At 57.3% G+C, this 19,804-nt stretch carries 15 protein-coding genes; 11 read left to right on the top strand and 4 right to left on the bottom strand.

What is annotated here, in order from left to right:
* Nucleotide 1 precedes the first annotated feature (1 nt).
* From IM294_RS09385 to fhuB, 6 genes are all read left to right on the top strand, one after another.
* Entirely contained in the window at nucleotides 2-2,482 is a 2,481-nt protein-coding gene (locus IM294_RS09385) for a fimbria/pilus outer membrane usher protein (protein WP_126817808.1), read from the top strand.
* An 8-nt stretch (nucleotides 2,483-2,490) separates the two neighbouring features.
* Nucleotides 2,491-3,495: a fimbrial protein gene (locus IM294_RS09380; protein ID WP_126817806.1), complete on the top strand. Its 1,005-nt coding sequence runs from the start codon at nucleotides 2,491-2,493 to the stop codon at nucleotides 3,493-3,495.
* A 201-nt stretch (nucleotides 3,496-3,696) separates the two neighbouring features.
* Nucleotides 3,697-5,952: a ferrichrome porin FhuA gene (gene fhuA / locus IM294_RS09375; RefSeq protein ID WP_045259489.1), complete on the top strand. Its 2,256-nt coding sequence runs from the start codon at nucleotides 3,697-3,699 to the stop codon at nucleotides 5,950-5,952.
* A gap of 50 nt (nucleotides 5,953-6,002) precedes the next feature.
* The gene (fhuC, locus tag IM294_RS09370) at nucleotides 6,003-6,800 is read left to right on the top strand and encodes a Fe3+-hydroxamate ABC transporter ATP-binding protein FhuC (RefSeq protein ID WP_028015563.1); all 798 of its coding nucleotides are present in this window, start codon (nucleotides 6,003-6,005) and stop codon (nucleotides 6,798-6,800) included.
* Nucleotides 6,800-7,690 (top strand): Fe(3+)-hydroxamate ABC transporter substrate-binding protein FhuD, encoded by an 891-nt coding sequence (gene fhuD / locus IM294_RS09365; protein WP_126817804.1) that lies wholly within the window; start codon nucleotides 6,800-6,802, stop codon nucleotides 7,688-7,690. Before fhuC ends, fhuD begins: the two co-directional genes overlap by 1 nt.
* Nucleotides 7,687-9,669 (top strand): Fe(3+)-hydroxamate ABC transporter permease FhuB, encoded by a 1,983-nt coding sequence (gene fhuB / locus IM294_RS09360; RefSeq protein WP_126817802.1) that lies wholly within the window; start codon nucleotides 7,687-7,689, stop codon nucleotides 9,667-9,669. The genes fhuD and fhuB overlap by 4 nt, the downstream gene beginning before the upstream one ends.
* Before the next feature lie 84 nt (nucleotides 9,670-9,753).
* Here the strand turns inward: fhuB and hemL are convergent, their stop codons facing one another.
* Entirely contained in the window at nucleotides 9,754-11,034 is a 1,281-nt protein-coding gene (hemL, locus tag IM294_RS09355; protein WP_041911201.1) for a glutamate-1-semialdehyde 2,1-aminomutase, read from the bottom strand.
* A gap of 177 nt (nucleotides 11,035-11,211) precedes the next feature.
* On the opposite strand from hemL, the gene clcA reads away from it, so the two are divergent.
* Together clcA and erpA are read left to right on the top strand one after the other, a co-directional pair.
* The gene (gene clcA / locus IM294_RS09350; protein WP_041911200.1) at nucleotides 11,212-12,612 is read left to right on the top strand and encodes a H(+)/Cl(-) exchange transporter ClcA; all 1,401 of its coding nucleotides are present in this window, start codon (nucleotides 11,212-11,214) and stop codon (nucleotides 12,610-12,612) included.
* Between the two features lie 79 nt (nucleotides 12,613-12,691).
* Entirely contained in the window at nucleotides 12,692-13,036 is a 345-nt protein-coding gene (gene erpA / locus IM294_RS09345) for an iron-sulfur cluster insertion protein ErpA (protein WP_008501923.1), read from the top strand.
* 58 nt (nucleotides 13,037-13,094) lie between these two features.
* Here erpA and IM294_RS09340 read toward each other — a convergent pair whose 3' ends face one another.
* The 3 genes from IM294_RS09340 to mtnN are packed head-to-tail and all read right to left on the bottom strand — an operon-like array spanning nucleotide 13,095 to nucleotide 15,231.
* The gene (locus IM294_RS09340) at nucleotides 13,095-13,718 is read right to left on the bottom strand and encodes a TRIC cation channel family protein (protein WP_023616579.1); all 624 of its coding nucleotides are present in this window, start codon (nucleotides 13,716-13,718) and stop codon (nucleotides 13,095-13,097) included.
* A gap of 21 nt (nucleotides 13,719-13,739) precedes the next feature.
* A complete protein-coding gene (gene btuF / locus IM294_RS09335; RefSeq protein ID WP_126817801.1) occupies nucleotides 13,740-14,540 on the bottom strand; it encodes a vitamin B12 ABC transporter substrate-binding protein BtuF in 801 nt (266 codons plus the stop codon).
* A complete protein-coding gene (gene mtnN / locus IM294_RS09330; protein WP_028015570.1) occupies nucleotides 14,533-15,231 on the bottom strand; it encodes a 5'-methylthioadenosine/S-adenosylhomocysteine nucleosidase in 699 nt (232 codons plus the stop codon). Before mtnN ends, btuF begins: the two co-directional genes overlap by 8 nt.
* 82 nt (nucleotides 15,232-15,313) lie before the next feature.
* On the opposite strand from mtnN, the gene dgt reads away from it, so the two are divergent.
* The 3 genes from dgt (at nucleotide 15,314) to cdaR (ending at nucleotide 19,700) form a co-directional block, all read left to right on the top strand.
* The gene (gene dgt / locus IM294_RS09325; RefSeq protein WP_049137784.1) at nucleotides 15,314-16,828 is read left to right on the top strand and encodes a dGTPase; all 1,515 of its coding nucleotides are present in this window, start codon (nucleotides 15,314-15,316) and stop codon (nucleotides 16,826-16,828) included.
* Nucleotides 16,829-16,959: 131 nt separating this feature from the next.
* Nucleotides 16,960-18,396 carry a serine endoprotease DegP gene (gene degP, locus IM294_RS09320; RefSeq protein WP_028015572.1) on the top strand — a complete coding sequence of 479 codons (1,437 nt, stop codon included), beginning with the start codon at nucleotides 16,960-16,962 and terminating at the stop codon, nucleotides 18,394-18,396.
* A gap of 146 nt (nucleotides 18,397-18,542) precedes the next feature.
* Complete coding sequence (gene cdaR, locus IM294_RS09315; RefSeq protein ID WP_032644978.1) at nucleotides 18,543-19,700, top strand: DNA-binding transcriptional regulator CdaR; 1,158 nt, start codon at nucleotides 18,543-18,545, stop codon at nucleotides 19,698-19,700.
* Nucleotides 19,701-19,804: the final 104 nt, after the last annotated feature.

Raw genomic sequence — 19,804 nt, 5'->3', positions numbered from 1 at the left:
TATGTCGTCATCTCTGCTTCACAAACAGGTACTGTACGGGATCGCGCTGACGCTGCTCGCCGCGATCCAGCCTGCAAGTGCTGATGACGAATTTAACCTGCGGATCCTTGAGCTGGATACGCCCCTCGAAAATACCTCTACATTAAAAAACTTCATTAACGATAACGGGCTACTTGCCGGAAGCTACCTTACGACTGTTATGTGGGATCGGGATGTAGTGGATAAACGTCCCATCGCTTTCGTGCTGTCTGACGATAAACAGCGCCTGCTGCCGGAGCTGACGAAAGCGGATCTGCGCGATTACGGCGTAAAAGTCGACACGATCCCGGACTTAAAAGATCTGGATGACGGCGCTTATGTCCGCGATATCTCCCATTTCATTGAAAATGCCCGTTACGAATACAATCAGGATGACCAGACCCTGAAGCTGGTCATCCCGCAGGCGTATCGTGACCATGCTGCCGCTGGCGCGATACATCCAAAATTCTGGGATGACGGCGCGCCTGCCGCCTGGACAAGCTATCAACTCAGCGGTTCTCAGCAGCACTACAGTTCGGGCAAAACCTCTTCGACCTGGCTTGGCCTGGAGTCGGGGATTAACCTTGGGGCGTGGCGGCTGCGGAATAACAGCACCTGGAGCGACGCTTCTGGCTGGGAGGGCATTGCCAGCACGTTACAACGCGACATCAAAACGCTGAAAAGCCAGCTTGAGATTGGTCAGACATATACCAATGGTGAACTTTTTGACAGCGTCCAGATGACCGGCGTGAAGCTGGAAACGGATACTTCTATGCTGCCTGTTAGTCAGCAGGGCTTTGCGCCCGTCGTGCGCGGTATTGCCAATAGCGATGCGAAAGTCACTATCAAGCAAAACGGCTACACCATCTATCAGACAAACGTCTCGCCGGGGCCGTTTGAGATCCGCGATTTAAGCCAGGTAACATCCGGAGCCGATCTGGAAGTGACTGTCGAAGAGGCGGACGGCAGCGAGCATAGCTTCATCCAGGCCAGCGCGTCGGTGCCGGTGTTACAGCGGGAAGGCGGCTTTAAGTATTCGCTGGCCGCAGGGCGCTATCGCGGTAATGAAGGTGAAGACGAACCCACCTTTGCGCAAGGCACGGCCATCTATGGTCTGCCTTACGGCGTCACGGCGTATACCGGCGCGCTGGGTTCATCACTTTATCACGCGCTGCTGCTGGGGCTCGGAGCCGATCTGGGGCATTTCGGCTCCGCCTCTGTCGACCTCACGGCCGCGCGTACCGCGTTTGATGACGGGCGTGACGATGCCAGCGGTTTATCCTGGCGGGCGCAGTATTCAAAAGATATTCCCGACACGGATACCACCATTACGCTTGCCAGCTATCGCTACTCCACATCGGGGTTCTATACCTTTCAGGAAGCTATCGATCAGCGTGACAGCGAAATCGATGACGGCATTTATACCTACCGCAGAACTAATAACCGCCGTAGCCGCATGCAGCTCAACCTTTCCCAGCGGGTTTCTGACTGGGGCTCGGCCTATCTCAACGGCTATCAGCAGGACTACTGGGATATGGACGGCCATGAGCGTAGCGTCAGCGCGGGGTTCAGCTCCAGCTGGCGCGACATCACCTGGTCGATAAGTTACAACCTGACCCGCACGCCAGATGCCGATACCGACCGGCAAATGGCGTTGACGGTCAACATTCCGTTATCAAAGTGGCTGCCGAATTCCTGGGCAACCTACAGTGCCAATACCTCCAGTGGCGGATTTGTCTCGCATCAGGTTGGGCTTGGCGGTACCGCGCTGGAAGACAATAAGCTGAGCTACAACCTCCAGCAGACCTATGCCAACCAGGATACGGGCTACGGCGGCAGCCTGTCCGGGCGTTATCGCGGGGCTTCCGGTGAGGTAGGGATGGGGTACAGCTACGGTGGTAACAATCGGCAGTGGAACTACAGCGCTCAGGGGTCAATCGTTGCTCACGAGCATGGCGTGACGCTGGGGCAACCCGTACGCGACGCCTTCGCCATTGTGCACATTAAAGATGGTGATAACGTCAAAGTGCAAAATGGGCGCGGTATCACGACGGACCGTTTTGGTAACGCGATTGTTCCTTCTCTGACGGCCTACCGGCACAACATCATCACCGTGAATACGCAGGATCGGGAAGATATTGATATCGACGCGGCAACGCTGGATCTCGTGCCGACGAAAGGGGCGGCAGTGCCGGCCACGTTCGACGCGCGCGTGGGACGACGCGCGCTGGTGACCTTGCTCTACGCGGGTAAGCCCGTGCCGTTTGGTGCCCTGGTGGCGCTGGACAACACCACGGCCATCGTGGGCGATGATGGGGAGGTTTACCTGACAGGGCTGTCCGGCAAAACAACGTTTAGCGTGCAGTGGGGAGAAGAGCGCGATCGGCAGTGTCACGGGACGCTGGATCTTCCCTCGCACAGCGCGGCAGGGATCGTGAAAGCCACGGTCAACTGCCTTAACTGAGGTATCTCATGAACCTACGACGTATCGTTAACACATTTCTGCCACCGGTACTGCTTGTGCTGGCGGGGGCATTTTGCCATTCAGCCCGGGCAGATTGTACCTTCAACGGCAGCGCTGACGCGGATGCCGTGGTGACGTTTCAGCTTCCCCCGGTCATTATTGTCGCCCCCGACACGCCCGTCGGCACCGTGCTTTATGACGCCAGAGTCGAGAGTAAAGCGGTAACGGTGGATTGTAGCGGTGACGCGCAAATTCGACGCGGGTATTTGTACCTCACGGATGCGGATGCGCGCGAAGGTGTGATGAGCGGGGTTTATCAGACCAATGTGCCTGGTATTGGCATCCGCGCGGCGTCGTCGACCGAACGGCTTCCCGGTTACACTGAACAGGATTTAGTCCGGCCCATGCAATTTCTGGGATCGATCCACGGTTATTCGCAAAGTACATCTGTATTTCGCGCCGCTGCCCAGCTGGTCGTCACGGGCGCTATCCAGGAGGGCGATCTTGATACCTCACGGTTAACCTCAATGGATATCCTGGGCAACGCGCCGATCGGTGAAATGCGCTTCTCTCCCACCACTATTCGCATCACCACAAACACCTGTAACCTGGTCGATCGCAACATCTATGTGCCGCTGAAAACGGTCAATACCCAGGACTTTAGCGGCCAATACTCTGACATCCTCACGGACGGCAGCTTTAAGATTGAGATCACCGACTGCGCGGCAGGCACAAAGGTGGATTATCAGTTTACCAGCGCGGGATCAACGGGCGTCACGAACGGCAATATTTTGGGGATCGCCTCCGGAGATTCCGCCGCTGAAGGCGTCGGCATTCAGATCCTTGACCAGAATGATACGGTACTGCAGTTCGATCGGAACTATACGGCGATAACCGGCACGCAGGACAACGTTCCTGTCGAGATCCCACTCAAGGCTCGCTACGTCAGGACGGGGGAGATAAAAGCCGGCAAAGTCGATTCTGTCGCGACGTTCGAGCTCTTTTACCGTTGATTCATCCTGCCCGCTCTGGCGGGCTAAGGATCATTTCACTAACTTCGTTAACCCTCTCTTTTCATCTGGTTAATTCTTAAACCCTTAAATCTTGTAGGGCCGCTTACTGCTTGCTATGCAACCAGCGTTTCGCATATTATTCTGCGGTCATAATAATAATTCTCGTTTACGTTATCATTCACTTTTCCATCAGAGATAAACATGGCGCTTTCCAATACTGCTCAGCCAATTAACACGTCGCTGCGTAAAGTCGCGGTTGTCGTAGCCACAGCGGTTGCCGGCATGTCTGCATTTGCTCACGCTGCCGAAACCCCGAAAAAAGAAGATACTATTACCGTTACCGCTGCACCTGCTGCACAGGAAAGTGCCTGGGGACCTGCTGCGACTATCGCCGCTCGCCAATCTGCGACCGGTACCAAAACAGACACCCCAATTCAAAAGGTTCCACAGTCTATTTCTGTGGTAACGGCCGAAGAGATGGCGCTGCATCAGCCACGTTCCGTTAAAGAAGCTCTGAGCTATACCCCGGGGGTTGCAGTAGGCACCCGTGGTGCTTCCAATACTTACGACTACCTGGTTATTCGCGGTTTCGCGGCCGATGGCCAGAGCCAAAACAACTACCTCGACGGCATGAAAATGCAGGGGAACTTCTACAACGACGCGGTAATTGACCCGTACATGCTGGAGCGCGCCGAAATCATGCGCGGTCCGGTTTCCGTTCTGTACGGTAAAAGCAGCCCAGGCGGCCTGCTGAACATGGTAAGTAAGCGCCCAACAACCGAGCCGCTGAAAGAGATCCAGTTTAAAGTGGGTACCGACAGCCTGTTCCAGACAGGCTTTGACTTCAGCGATGCGATCGACGATGACGGTGTCTATTCATACCGCCTGACGGGCGTTGCGCGCTCGAACAATTCGCAGCAGGAAGATAAGGGCGAGCAGCGTTATGCCATCGCGCCATCCTTCTCCTGGCGTCCGGATGACAAAACCACCTTCACGTTCCTCTCCTACTTCCAGAACGAGCCTGAAACGGGCTACTACGGCTGGCTGCCAAAAGAGGGGACGGTTGACCCGCTGCCAAACGGCGATCGTCTGCCGACTAACTTCAATGAAGGCGCGAAGAACAACACCTATTCCCGTAACCAGAAAATGGTGGGATACAGCTTCGACCACGAATTCAACGATACTTTCACCGTGCGTCAGAATCTGCGCTTTGCCGAGAACAAAACCTCGCAAAACAGCGTTTACGGCTACGGCATGTGTTCCGATCCGCTCTATTCGAGTAATCCGGCATCCAGCCCTTGCGCGAGCATTCCTCAGTCACAATGGGGGCATACGCTGACTCGCCAGTATGTGATCGATGACGAGAAGCTGCAAAACTTCACCGTTGATACGCAGCTTCAGAGCAAGTTCGCGACGGGGGCTCTCGACCATACTCTGTTGACAGGCGTTGATTTCATGCGCATGCGTAATGACATTAACTCCTGGTTCGGCTATGCCGGCTCCGTTGCGCCATCCGATATTTACGATCTCGATCGTGGCGATTTCGATTTCGGTTCACACCCTGGACCATCTGGTGCTTACCAGGTGCTGAACAAGCAGAAGCAGACCGGCGTTTACGCTCAGGATCAGATCGAATGGGATAAAGTGCTGGTGACACTGGGCGGCCGTTACGATTGGGCCGATCAGGAGTCCTACAACCGCGTATTAAATACCACCGCCAAGCGTGATGATACTCAGTTCACCTGGCGTGGCGGCGTTAACTACCTGTTCGACAACGGGGTAACTCCTTATTTCAGCTACAGCGAATCCTTTGAACCGGCTTCCCTGACCGACGCTCAAGGTAAACCATTCTCACCGTCTAAAGGCAAACAGTACGAAGCGGGCGTGAAATACGTGCCTAACGATCGTCCGATCGTGATCACCGGTGCAGTGTATCAGCTGACCAAAACCAACAACCTGATGGCTGACCCAACTGGCTCACCCTTCTCCGTTGAAGGCGGCGAGATCCGCGCCCGTGGCGTAGAGCTGGAAGCCAAAGCGGCGTTATCTGCCAGCGTGAACGTTGTCGGTTCTTATACCTATACCGATGCGGAATACACCACCGACACCAACTACAAAGGCAACACGCCGGCGCAGGTGCCAAAACATATGGCATCCCTGTGGGGTGATTACACGATGTTTGACGGCCCACTTTCTGGCCTGACGCTGGGTACCGGTGTGCGTTATACCGGCTCCAGCAAAGGTGACCCGGCGAATAGCTTCACTGTTGGAAGCTATACACTGGTTGATGCACTGGTCAGATACGATCTGGCGCGTGTAGGCATGGCCGGATCAAACGTCGCGCTTCACGTGAACAACCTGTTCGATCGTGAGTACGTTGCCAGCTGCTTCAACACCTACGGTTGCTTCTGGGGTGCTGAACGCCAGGTTGTCGCCACCGCGACCTTCCGCTTCTAACCTCTTTATGGGCACGGTTCGCCGTGCCCTTTTTATTTAAGTTGGCTGACATGCAGGATAATAAAACGCAATCCGACACCACCTTTACGCTCAATAATCTCTCCTTTCGCGTACCCGGGCGCACTCTGCTGCATCCGCTCTCTCTGACGTTTCCTGCCGGTAAAGTGACGGGCCTGATTGGCCACAACGGTTCCGGTAAATCCACGCTGCTCAAGATGCTGGGACGCCACCAGCCACCTTCTGAAGGGGATATTCTGCTGGACGATCGGCCGCTGGAGGGCTGGAGCAGTAAAGCCTTTGCCCGCAAGGTGGCCTACTTGCCGCAGCAGCTGCCGCAGGCGGAAGGGATGACGGTGCGTGAGCTGGTAGCGATTGGCCGCTATCCGTGGCACGGGGCGCTTGGCCGCTTCGGCGTCGCCGACCGGGAGAAAGTAGAAGAGGCGATTGCGCTGGTAGGGCTAAAACCGCTGGCGCATCGCCTGGTGGATAGTCTGTCCGGCGGTGAACGTCAGCGGGCGTGGATTGCGATGCTGGTGGCGCAGGACAGCCGCTGCCTGCTGCTGGATGAACCGACCTCTGCGCTGGATATCGCCCATCAGGTCGACGTGCTGGCGCTGGTGCATCGCTTAAGCCAGCAGCGCGGCCTGACGGTGATCGCTGTCCTGCACGATATCAACATGGCGGCGCGCTACTGTGACTACCTCGTCGCGCTGCGCGGCGGTGAAATGATCGCTCAGGGCACGCCGTCTGAGCTGATGCGCAGCGAAACGCTGGAACATATTTACGGTATTCCGATGGGTATTTTGCCTCACCCTGCCGGGGCAGCTCCCGTGAGCTTTGTCTACTGATGCTGGATTCAACATACATTAGCCGCCGTCGCCTGCTGACGGCCATGGCGCTCTCGCCGCTGCTGTTGAAGATGGCCCCGGCCCGCGCCGCCGCTATCGATCCGCACCGCATCGTGGCGCTGGAGTGGTTACCCGTCGAGCTGATGATGGCCCTGGGTATCACGCCCTACGGCGTGGCCGACATTCCCAACTACACCCTGTGGGTGAATGAGCCAAAACTGCCGGACTCGGTCATCGACATCGGTCTGCGCACGGAGCCAAACCTTGAGCTTCTCACGCAGATGAAACCGTCTTATTTGTTCTGGTCTGCGGGGTATGGCCCGTCGGAAGAGATCATGGCGAAGATTGCGCCGGGACGAGGCTTTTCCTTTAGCGACGGTAAAAAGCCGCTGACCATGGCAAAAAATTCCATCCATGAGATGGCCCAGTTCCTCAACCGGGAAGCGGAAGCAAAACGGCATCTCGATGAGTTTGACGCGCTGATTGAGTCTCTTAAGCCGCGCTTTGCCCGCCGTGGCGATCGGCCTTTGCTGATGGTGACGCTGCTGGATGCCCGCCATATGCTGGTCTTTGGAAAGAACTGCCTGTTCCAGGAAGTGCTCGACAACTTCGGCATTCGCAACGCCTGGGAAGGCGAGATGACTTTCTGGGGAAGCACCGCCGTGGGCATCGACCGCCTGGCGGCGTTTCGCGACGTCGACGTGCTGTGCTTTGACCACGGCAACGAGCGTGAAATGCAAACCCTGATGGCGACCCCGCTCTGGCAGGCGATGCCGTTCGTGCGCGAGCAGCGCTTCCTGCGCGCCCCTGCGGTATGGTTTTACGGCGCGACGCTGTCGGCAATGCACTTTGCCCGCGTGCTGGACAACGTGATGGGGGGCAAAGCATGAGTACGCGTATTGCCCGTTTCCCGGCGCTGCTGCTGGGGCTGATTTTTCTGGCGGCGCTGGCGCTAACCGGGTTCAACCTCTCCACGGCACTGCCGCGCGAGCAGTGGGCGGCCGCGTTTGCCGCTCCGGATATCGACAATATTCAGCAGATGTTGTTCCACTACAGCCTGCTGCCGCGTCTTAGCATCTCCCTGCTGGTCGGGGCGGGGCTGGGGCTGGTGGGCGTGCTGTTCCAGCAGGTGCTGCGTAACCCGCTGGCGGAGCCAACCACGCTGGGCGTGGCGACGGGGGCACAGCTGGGGATCACCATCACCACCCTCTGGACCCTGCCGGGGGCATTAACCTCGCAGTTTGCCGCGCTGGCAGGTGCCTGCGTCGTGGGCGCGCTGGTCTTTGGCGTGGCCTGGGGAAAACGTCTCTCGCCGGTCACGCTGATCCTCGCCGGGCTGGTCGTCAGCCTCTACTGCGGCGCGATCAACCAGCTTCTGGTGCTGTTTCACCACGACCAGCTGCAAAGCATGTTTATGTGGAGCACCGGCACGCTCACCCAGACCGACTGGAGTATCGTCCAGCGCCTGTGGCCACAATTGTTTGGCGGCGTGGTGCTCACGCTGCTGCTGCTGCGCCCGCTGACGCTGATGGGGCTGGATGATGGCGTGGCGCGCAACCTGGGGCTGGCGCTGTCGCTGGCTCGTCTGGCGGCGCTCACGCTGGCGATTGTGTTAAGCGCTCTGCTGGTTAACGCGGTTGGCATCATCGGGTTTATCGGCCTCTTTGCGCCGCTGCTGGCGAAAATGCTCGGGGCGCGTCGCCTTCTGGCACGTCTGCTGCTGGCGCCGCTGATCGGGGCGCTGATCCTCTGGCTTTCCGATCAGATCATTCTCTGGCTGGCGCGCGTCTGGATGGAAGTGTCTACCGGGTCGGCAACGGCGCTTATTGGGGCGCCGCTGCTGCTGTGGCTGCTCCCGCGCCTGCGCAGCATCAGCGCTCCAGCGATGGACGCGGGTGATAAGGTCTACGCTGAACGTCAGTCGGTGCTGTGGTTCAGCCTTGCCGGTCTGGCGGTGTTGCTTATCGCCTCGTTTGCCGCCCTCGCGTTTGGGCGCGATGCCGCAGGCTGGCACTGGGCAACGGGTGACTTACTCAACGAACTGCTGCAGTGGCGCTGGCCGCGTATTCTCTCCGCGCTGATTGCCGGGGTGATGCTGGCGGTGGCGGGCTGTATTATTCAGCGTCTGACCGGTAACCCGATGGCAAGCCCTGAAGTGCTGGGGATCAGCTCCGGCGCGGCCTTTGGCGTGGTGCTGATGCTCTTCCTGGTGCCGGGCAATGCGTTTGGCTGGCTGATGCCTGCCGGGAGTATCGGTGCGGCGGCCACGCTGATGATTATTCTGGTTGCCTCTGGCCGCGGCGGATTTTCTCCGCACCGCATGCTGTTGGCTGGTATGGCGCTCAGCACCGCCTTTACTATGCTGCTGATGATGCTGCAGGCGAGCGGCGATCCGCGCATGGCGAAGATCCTGACCTGGATTTCCGGCTCAACGTACAACGCCACCGCCAGCCAGGTTGCCTGGTCAGGAAGCGTTATGATCGTGCTGCTGGCGATGGTACCGCTGTGCCGTCGCTGGATGACCATTCTGCCGCTGGGGGGCGAAACCGCGCGTGCGGTTGGCTTAGCGCTGACGCCAACGCGCGTCGCGCTTCTTCTGCTGGCGGCGTGTCTGACGGCAACCGCCACTATGACCATCGGTCCACTAAGCTTTGTAGGGTTGATGGCGCCGCATATCGCCAGAATGATGGGTTTCCGACGGACGATGCCACATATTGTGATGTCGGCCCTGACGGGCGGGGCCATTCTGGTGTTTGCCGACTGGTGTGGAAGGATGGTGCTGTTCCCGTATCAGATCCCGGCGGGCCTGTTGTCGACCTTTATCGGTGCGCCTTACTTTATCTATCTGTTGAGAAAGCAGAGTCGGTAGTCAGGTGCGGCCTGATACCCTCTCCCACGGGGAGAGGGAGAACATCGTAGGCCGGGTAAGCGTTAGCGCCACCCGGCAATGCCCTTAAAGCTTCGCAAACACCTTACGCGCCGCGTCGATGGTGTTATTGATATCTTCTTCGCTGTGCGCCACGGACATAAAGCCCGCTTCGAATGCGGACGGTGCCAGGTACACGCCTTCTTCCAGCATCAGGTGGAAGAAGCGCTTGAAACGCTCAACGTCGCACTTCACCACGTCCTGATAGCGGGTCACGGTTTTCGCATCGGTGAAGAAAATCCCGAACATGCCGCCCACGTGGTTAACAACCAGCGGAATTCCCGCTTCTTCTGCGGCTTCCAGCAGACCGTTTGCCAGCTGCGTGGTGCGGTCCGTCAGGGTTTCATGAATACCCGGCTGCGCCACTTCGGTCAGACAGGCGAAGCCCGCAGCCATGGCAATTGGGTTACCGGAGAGCGTGCCCGCCTGGTAAACCGGGCCGGTTGGTGCCAGGGCTTCCATCACGTCCTTACGACCGCCGAAAGCACCGACCGGCATGCCGCCGCCGATGATTTTGCCGAGGCAGGTCAGGTCCGGCTCAACCTCATAATAAGACTGGGCGCCCGCCAGTGCCACGCGGAAGCCGGTCATCACTTCATCGATGATCAGCAGCGCGCCGAACTCATCGCACAGCGCGCGCAGGCCCGGCAGGAAGTCAGGCTGCGGCGGGATGCAGTTCATATTGCCCGCAACCGGTTCAACGATAATGCAGGCGATCTCCTGCGGATACTGCTCGAACGCCGCGCGAACGGTGTTCAGATCGTTATAGGTGCAGGTCAGGGTGTGCTTCGCGAAATCAGCAGGTACGCCAGGCGAGTTTGGCTGGCCGAGGGTCAGCGCGCCGGAGCCCGCTTTCACCAGCAGGCAGTCTGCATGGCCGTGGTAGCAGCCTTCGAATTTGATGATTTTGTCGCGACCGGTAAAGCCGCGCGCCAGACGGATGGCGCTCATGGTGGCTTCGGTACCGGAGTTCACCATACGCACCATGTCCATGGTCGGCACCAGTTCGGTAACCAGCTCCGCCATTTTCACTTCCATCTCGGTCGGCGCACCGAAGCTCAGGCCGCGCTGCGCGGCTTCGATGACCGCGTTACGAATGGCGGGATGGTTATGTCCGAGAACCATCGGCCCCCAGGAACCGACGTAATCGATATAGGCTTTGCCATCGACATCATACAGATACGCGCCGTCAGCACGTTCAATAAACAGCGGCGTGCCGCCCACGCCGGTAAAGGCGCGTACTGGCGAGTTCACGCCACCGGGGATTAGCTCGCGGGCTGCACTGTAGAGGTTTTCAGACTTGCTCATGGCGTCGTTCCTGGTTCGTATAAAATGATTAAGCACACTATTCTAAGTGATCCGCAGAAGGTTATGAAATTTTTAGCCTGTTAATGCTTTAAGATTTGTTAAGTATTTTTCAGGCGTCGCAGGGAAGGTCTCTGGTAAAATCTTCGCGGCTTTTTGTATGACGAATAAGAACAGGACATGAAATCAGATTCCCCGTCTTTTGAAGAACAACAGTTTACGCGCGCCCAGCACCGAATCAGCATTCGGCGGCTGCTTAATCGCGATAAAACGCCGCTGGCGATCCTGCTTGCTGCTGCGGTGGTGGGTACCCTTGCAGGGCTGGTTGGCGTGGCGTTTGAAAAAGCGGTTAATGCCGTACTCAACTGGCGAGTGGGTACCGTAGCCGGTTTTGCCGATCGCGAATGGCTGGTCTGGGTAGCGGCATTCGGCCTGTCTGCGCTGTTTGCCATGGTGGGGTATTTTCTGGTGCGTAAATTCGCCCCGGAGGCGGGCGGGTCTGGCATCCCGGAAATTGAAGGCGCGCTGGAGGAGCTGCGCCCGGTGCGCTGGTGGCGGGTGATCCCGGTTAAGTTTATTGGCGGCATGGGGACGCTGGGCGCAGGGATGGTGCTCGGCCGGGAAGGGCCAACGGTGCAGCTTGGGGGGAACGTCGGCCGCATGGTGGGCGATCTGTTCCGCATGCGCAGCGCCGAGGCGCGCCATACGCTGCTGGCCACCGGTGCAGCGGCGGGGCTTTCTGCGGCGTTTAACGCGCCGCTGGCCGGTATTTTGTTCATCATCGAAGAGATGCGCGCGCAGTTCCGCTACAACCTGATCTCCATTAAAGCGGTCTTTACCGGCGTCATTATGTCGAGCATCGTCTTTCGCATCTTTAATGGCGAAGGGGCGGTGATTGAAGTCGGTAAACTGACCAACGCACCGGTTAACACCCTGTGGCTATACCTGATCCTCGGCATGATTTTTGGTGTGGTGGGCCCGCTGTTTAACACCTTTATCTTACGCGCTCAGGATATGTTCCAGCGCGTTCACGGCGGCAATACCACGAAATGGGTGCTGATGGGCGGCCTGCTGGGCGGCATTTGTGGCGTGCTCGGCTTTATCGAACCGAATGCCGCGGGCGGCGGTTTCGGGCTGATTCCCATTGCCGCAGCCGGAAATTTCAGCGTGGGTTTGCTGCTGTTTATGTTTTTCTCCAGGGTCATTACGACGGTACTGTGCTTCTCCTCCGGCGCGCCCGGCGGGATTTTCGCCCCGATGCTGGCGCTGGGAACCTTGTTGGGCACCGCATTTGGTATGGCGGCTGAAGCGGGCTTTCCCGCCTATCACCTTGATGCAGGGACCTTTGCGGTAGCCGGGATGGGGGCGCTGCTGGCCGCATCCCTGCGCGCGCCGTTAACCGGCATCGTGCTGGTGCTGGAGATGACGGATAATTACCAGCTCATTTTGCCAATGATCATTACCTGTCTCGGCGCGACACTATTAGCCCAATTCCTGGGTGGAAAACCGCTATACTCCACCATCCTCGCGCGTACCCTGGCAAAACAAGAGGCGGAGCGGGCCGCCACGCAGAATACTTGAATGAATTACCAGGGTATTAGATAATGACGAAAAGAATTGGGTGAATTTTACCCAATAGCAGTATTCATGGGAGCATAAGATGAGTGATGACGTAGCTGTGCCGCTGGAATTTACCGAAGCAGCAGCCAACAAAGTGAAAACCCTGATTGCCGACGAAGACAATCCGGATCTGAAACTGCGTGTCTATATTACCGGTGGCGGCTGCAGCGGCTTCCAGTACGGTTTTACCTTTGACGATCAGGTGAACGACGGCGATATGACCATCGAGAAGCAAGGCGTCGCGCTGGTAGTTGACCCGATGAGCCTGCAGTATCTGGTGGGCGGTTCGGTGGATTACACCGAAGGTCTGGAAGGTTCGCGTTTTGTGGTGACCAACCCGAACGCAACAAGCACCTGCGGGTGTGGTTCTTCGTTCAGCATTTAAGCCTGGATGCGGATTGTAGGCCCGGTAAGCGAAGCGCCTCCGGGCTTATAAACGACGCCTATCTTGAAGTTTCATCCAGCGCAAACGTCGGCAGCTTCAGGTGCCAGCGTATCGCCGCTAAACGTATCACCAGCGTCACGACCATCCCCAGCATCGCGGCGTTTTCCAGCGGAATTGCAAACGTGTAGTACGCGGTCGCGTGGACAATGCCGCCCGCAATACAGGCCGTTGCGTAAATTTCAGTACGCAGGATCATCGGCACCTCCCGCGCCAGAATGTCGCGAATGATGCCGCCGCCCACGCCGGTTAACACGCCCATGCAGATCGCCACCATCGGGCCGGTGCCCGCATTAAACGCCTTATTGACGCCAATACCGACAAACACGGCCAGACCGACGGCATCCAGTACCGGCAATATCCATTTGGGTAATCGGCGGGGCTGGCGAACCAGCACAATGGTTAACAGACAGGTGACCATCGCGACCACAAGATCGGTAGGATCTTTCACCCAAAACACCGGGCCATTTGCCAGCGCCATATCGCGGATTGTCCCGCCGCCAACGGCGGTCACCACGCCAAGCACCAGCACGCCAAACGGATCCATGCGTAGTTTTCCGGCGAGCAGGACGCCGGAGATAGCAAAAACGGCTGTACCAAGAATATCCAGCCAATAAACGAGCATCGTTAAATCCTCGAACGTATGTTAATGACCCTCTGCCAGGGCGGCACAGAGCTGTTTTGCGGCGAGGATAATACGCGGGCTGGCGCGTTCAAACCAGTCACCGTTGAGTGGGATCACCGGAATTTTTAGCTGGCTCTGCCAGAATTGTTTAATTTTAGGAATCTCGCTCGCATTTCCGACCACGACGATGGCCTGCGGCTGGCGCGCCAGAACCTGCTCACGGCTCACCTGAGGCCACGGTACCCGGCTGGCAGCAAAGATATTTTCACCGCCGCACACTTCCAGCACCTGGTTCTGAATCGAGCCTTTTCCGGTGGTAAACAGCGGCTGGCTGCCGAACTGCAGGAAGATGCGCTTTTTGGCTGGCGTATCGTATTGGGCTTTCAGCGCGGCATAGTCGCTGAGCATCTGGTTCGCCGCACTCTCGGCTTTTTGAGGCGCAGGGCTATAAGGGGCCAGGGCGCGCAGAGCCTGAGCGACCTGCTCAATACTTACCGCGTCAACCCACATGACCTTGATGCCAAGCGAGGTGAGCTGGTTAACCTGCCGCTCGGCGTTACCGCCCCGCCAGGCCAGCACGAGATCCGGCTTAAGCGCTACAATGCGCTCAAGGTTCATCCCTTGCCAGGTTGCCACTTGCTCAATGCCGGCCGCCTGTGGGGGGTAATCTGAAAAGCTGCTGACGCCAACGGGGGTGATCCCGGCGGCAAACGCCAGTTCGGTATTAGCGGGAGAGAGGGTAATCACACGCGGCGCGGCGAACAGCCACGCCGGTGTAAGCAGCAGCAGGGCGGCCAGCGCCCTGATAGACCGTTTAGCCACGCGCCAGGTTCTGCACCAGGCGTTCCACCATCACGGTGGACTGTTTTGCCGCAACGGCCAGGAACTCGTCGAAGCTGATGTGAGACTGCTGGTCTGCCACGTCAGAGATGGCGCGAACCACCACGAACGGTACGCTGAAATTGTGGCAAACGTGCGCAATCGCGGTCGCTTCCATCTCTACGGCAACCGCCTGCGGGAAGTTATGACGTATTTTCGCCAGACCGACCGAGCCATTGATGAACGCATCACCGCTGACAATCAGGCCGCGTACCGCGTTGAGATTGAGCTCAGCAATGCAGGCTTCAGCCGCCGCTATCAGTTTATCGTCAGCTTTAAACCCTGCCGGGCAGCCCGGAAGCTGGCCGTATTCGTAGCCGAACGCGGTGACGTCAGCATCGTGGTAACGCGCTTCGTCGGAGACAACGATATCGCCCACTTTCAGCGTCGGTGCCAGACCGCCTGCTGAGCCCGTGTTAATGATGACGTCCGGCTTGCAGCGCTCAAGCAGCAGGGTCGCACCCAGCGCAGCAGCCACTTTACCGATGCCTGATTTCAGCAGAGCCACCTCAACACCGTTCAGCTGTCCGGTGTAGATCTCACAACCCCCGAGAGAGAGGGTCTGACGGTTCTCAATTTTGTCACGCAGGAGCGTAACTTCTTCTTCCATTGCACCAATAATGCCGATTTTCATAGATTTACTCGCGATGTGCCTTGTTAAGAGGCATAGTCTATCATGCGGTTAAGGGGAAACGCATTCTCACGCGGGGGAGCACATGTCACCAATCGATTTTCGTACCAAAATTAACTGGCACCGTCGTTTCCGTTCGCCGCAGGGCGAAAAGAGCGAACATGAGATCCTGCGTATCTTCGAAAGCGATCGCGGCAGGATTATTAACTCGCCCGCCATCCGGCGTCTGCAGCAAAAGACCCAGGTATTCCCGCTGGAGCGTAACGCGGCGGTGCGCACGCGCTTAACCCACTCCATGGAAGTGCAGCAGGTCGGGCGTTATATTGCCAAAGAGATTTTAAGCCGCCTCAAAGAGCAGCGTTTACTGGAAACCTATGGCCTGGATGAGCTGACGGGGCCTTTCGAGAGCATCGTTGAGATGGCCTGCCTGATGCATGACATCGGCAACCCGCCTTTTGGCCATTTTGGCGAGGCGGCTATTAATGACTGGTTTAAACAACGGCTTTATCCGTCGGATGCGGCAAGCCAGCCACTCAGCGATGACCGCTGCATCGTGCGCGATTTACGCCTGCGTGAAGGCGAAGAAGGGCTGAACGATCTGCGCCGCAAAGTGCGCCAGGATCTCTGTCACTTTGAGGGCAACGCGCAGGGGATCCGGCTGGTGCACTCCCTGATGCGCATGAACCTGACCTGGGCGCAGGTTGGCTGCATTTTGAAATATACGCGTCCCGCGTGGTGGATGGGGGAGACGCCCGCATCCCACAGCTATTTAATGAAAAAACCGGGCTATTACCTTTCCGAAGAGGGCTATATAGAACGGCTGCGTAAAGAACTTTCCCTGACGCCAAACGGCCGATTCCCATTGACGTGGATTATGGAAGCCGCCGACGATATTTCCTATTGCGTGGCTGACCTGGAAGATGCCGTTGAGAAAAGAATATTTAGCGTCGAGGAGCTTTATCAGCATCTTTATGCGGCATGGGGAACCCATGAAAAAGGATCGCTGTTTGCGCAGGTTGTCGAAAATGCCTGGGAAAAATCGCGCTCAAATACGTTGAGCCGCAGTACGGAAGATCAGTTCTTTATGTATTTGCGGGTCAATACATTAAATAAACTGGTGCCGTATGCCGCCTCGCGCTTTATTGATAATTTGCCGCAAATCTTTAGCGGGGAATTCAATCATGCGCTGCTGGAAGATGACAGCAGTTTTAGCCAACTCCTTGAGCTTTATAAACATGTGGCGATGCGGCATGTGTTCAGCCATCCTGATGTCGAGCAGCTGGAACTGCAGGGATACCGTGTAATCAGTGGATTACTGGAAATTTATTCACCGTTGCTTCAGCTCTCCGTCGAGGAGTTTAGCGAGCTGGTGGAAAAAGAACGCGTGCGGCGAATTCCTATCGAATCCCGGCTTTATCAGAAACTTTCTACCCGCCATCGGCTGGCGTATGTCGAAGCGATGGGTAAGCTGGATCGCCACGCTCTGGAATGGCCGGTGATGGAATATTATTATCGCTGCCGTCTAATCCAGGACTATATCAGCGGCATGACCGATTTGTATGCCTGGGATGAATACCGCAAGCTCATGGCCGTGGAATAATTCCGGAGTTTTGTAAAGAAGGCCAATAAATTTTTACCTTTTCCATAAACTTATGGCCGGAACTAAGCGGTATAAAATGAATCTGAGTTACACAGCAATTTTGCGTTACCTGTAAATCGAGATTGAGAAACATGAAAAAAACCACATTAGCAATGAGTGCACTGGCTCTGAGTTTAGGTTTAGCGCTGTCTCCTCTGACTGCTACTGCAGCCGAGACCGCGTCGTCGGCAGCAACCGCGCAGCAGATGCCAAGCCTGGCACCGATGCTCGAAAAAGTGATGCCATCGGTGGTGAGTATTAACGTTGAGGGCAGCACGACCGTCAATACGCCGCGCATGCCGCGTAACTTCCAGCAGTTCTTCGGTGACAATTCACCGTTCTGCCAGGACGGTTCGCCGTTCCAGAGTTCTCCGTTCTGTCAGGGCGGTGGCGCAGGGGATGACGGCCAGGGCGGCGGCCAGCAACAGAAATTCATGGCGCTTGGTTCCGGTGTGATTATTGATGCCGCAAAAGGCTACGTGGTCACCAACAACCACGTTGTGGATAACGCCAGCACCATTAAAGTTCAGCTGAGCGATGGTCGTAAATTCGATGCTAAAGTGGTGGGTAAAGATCCACGCTCCGACATCGCGTTGATCCAGATTCAGGATCCGAAGAACCTGACGGCGATTAAAATTGCCGACTCCGACGCGCTGCGCGTGGGTGATTACACCGTCGCTATCGGTAACCCGTTCGGTCTGGGTGAAACCGTGACCTCGGGTATCGTCTCTGCGTTGGGCCGTAGCGGCCTGAATGCGGAAAACTATGAAAACTTCATCCAGACAGATGCGGCCATTAACCGTGGTAACTCCGGCGGTGCGCTGGTGAACCTGAACGGCGAGCTGATCGGAATCAACACCGCTATTCTGGCACCGGACGGCGGCAACATCGGGATCGGCTTTGCTATCCCGAGTAACATGGTGAAAAACCTGACTGCTCAGATGGTGCAGTACGGCCAGGTGAAACGCGGTGAGCTGGGTATTATGGGTACCGAGCTGAACTCCGAGCTGGCGAAAGCGATGAAGGTGGATGCGCAGCGCGGTGCGTTCGTCAGCCAGGTTATGCCGAACTCCTCTGCAGCGAAGGCGGGCATTAAAGCGGGTGATGTGATCACCTCTCTGAACGGTAAACCGATCAGTAGCTTTGCCGCCCTGCGTGCGGAAGTGGGCTCGATGCCAATTGGCAGCAAAGTGACCCTTGGCCTGCTGCGTGACGGCAAACCGGTTAACGTAAGCCTGGAGCTGCAGCAGAGCAGCCAGAATCAGGTGGACTCCAGCACCATCTTCAGCGGAATTGAAGGCGCAGAGATGAGTAACAAGGGCCAGGACAAAGGCGTGGTGGTGAACAACGTGAAAGCAAATTCACCTGCTGCCCGTATCGGCCTGAAAAAAGGCGATGTGATCATGGGGGCTAACCAGCAACCGGTGAAAAACATCGCTGAACTGCGCAAAATTCTCGATAGCAAACCGTCCGTGCTGGCGCTGAATATCCAGCGCGGTGACACCTCAATTTACCTGCTGATGCAGTAATTCACTTAAGCCCCTGTACGCAGGGGCTTTCTTGTTTCTGTGACGCCTACCGCAACTCCATATTTCCCCCTCTCACTTTGTGCATTCGCACAATGCAGTCGCTGCTGAACTTCCCTATGCTTGAGCTCTGCTCACAGGAGGGTTACATGGCTGGCTGGCATCTTGATACCAAAATGGCGCAGGATATCGTGGCGCGCACCATGCGCATCATTGATACCAATATCAACGTAATGGATGCCCGCGGGCGCATTATTGGCAGCGGCGATCGCGAGCGTATTGGGGAATTGCACGAAGGAGCCCTGCTGGTGCTCTCTCAGGGCCGCGTGGTTGATATCGATGATGCGGTAGCGAAACACCTGCACGGCGTGCGTCAGGGGATCAACCTGCCGCTGCGTCTGGAAGGGGAAATTGTTGGCGTCATCGGCCTGACGGGCGAACCGGAATCCCTGCGTAAATACGGCGAGCTGGTCTGTATGACGGCGGAAATGATGCTGGAGCAGTCGCGTCTGATGCATCTGCTTGCTCAGGACAGCCGCTTACGTGAAGAGCTGGTGATGAACCTGATTCAGGCGGAAGAACATACGCCTGCACTCAGCGAATGGGCGCAGCGTCTGGGGATCGATCTGAACCAGCCGCGCGTGGTGGCGGTGATTGAGGTCGATAGCGGACAGCTTGGCGTAGACAGCGCGATGGCCGAGCTGCAGCAGCTGCAAAATGCGCTGGCGACGCCGGAGCGCGACAACCTGGTGGCGATCGTCTCGCTGACGGAAATGGTGGTACTCAAACCCGCGCTCAATGCGTTCGGCCGCTGGGATGCGGAAGATCATCGGCGTCGCGTGGAACTGCTGATTTCCCGTATGCAGGAGAACGGCCAGTTGCGTTTTCGCGTTGCCCTGGGCAATTACTTTACCGGGCCGGGCAGCATCGCCCGGTCCTGGCGTACCGCGCGCACCACCATGATGGTGGGCAAGCAGCGGATGCCGGAGAGCCGCAGTTATTTCTATCAGGATCTGATGCTGCCGGTGCTGCTCGACAGCCTGCGCGGCGGCTGGCAGGCCAATGAGCTGGCGCGGCCATTAGCGCGCCTGAAGGCGATGGACAACAATGGGTTGCTGCGCCGGACGCTGCAGGCGTGGTTTCGCCATAACGTGCAACCGCTGGCGACCTCAAAAGCGCTGTTTATTCACCGCAATACGCTTGAGTACCGGCTAAACCGGATCTCGGAGCTGACGGGGCTGGATTTGGGGAACTTTGACGACAGGCTGCTGCTCTATGTCGCGTTGCAGCTGGACGAACAGAGATGACTGAGTGCGGCCTGGTGCCCTCACCCCATCCCTCTCCCACTGTACGGTCCGGGGACATAGTGAACACTTGTTCGGGGACATGGTAGACACTTACAACTGAGGCA

The sequence above is a fragment of the Enterobacter cloacae complex sp. P43RS genome (assembly GCF_014930585.1).
GTDB lineage: Bacteria > Pseudomonadota > Gammaproteobacteria > Enterobacterales > Enterobacteriaceae > Enterobacter > Enterobacter bugandensis.
The sequence above is the reverse complement of the archived record's forward strand: the minus strand, read 5'-3'. Positions and strand labels throughout refer to the sequence as shown.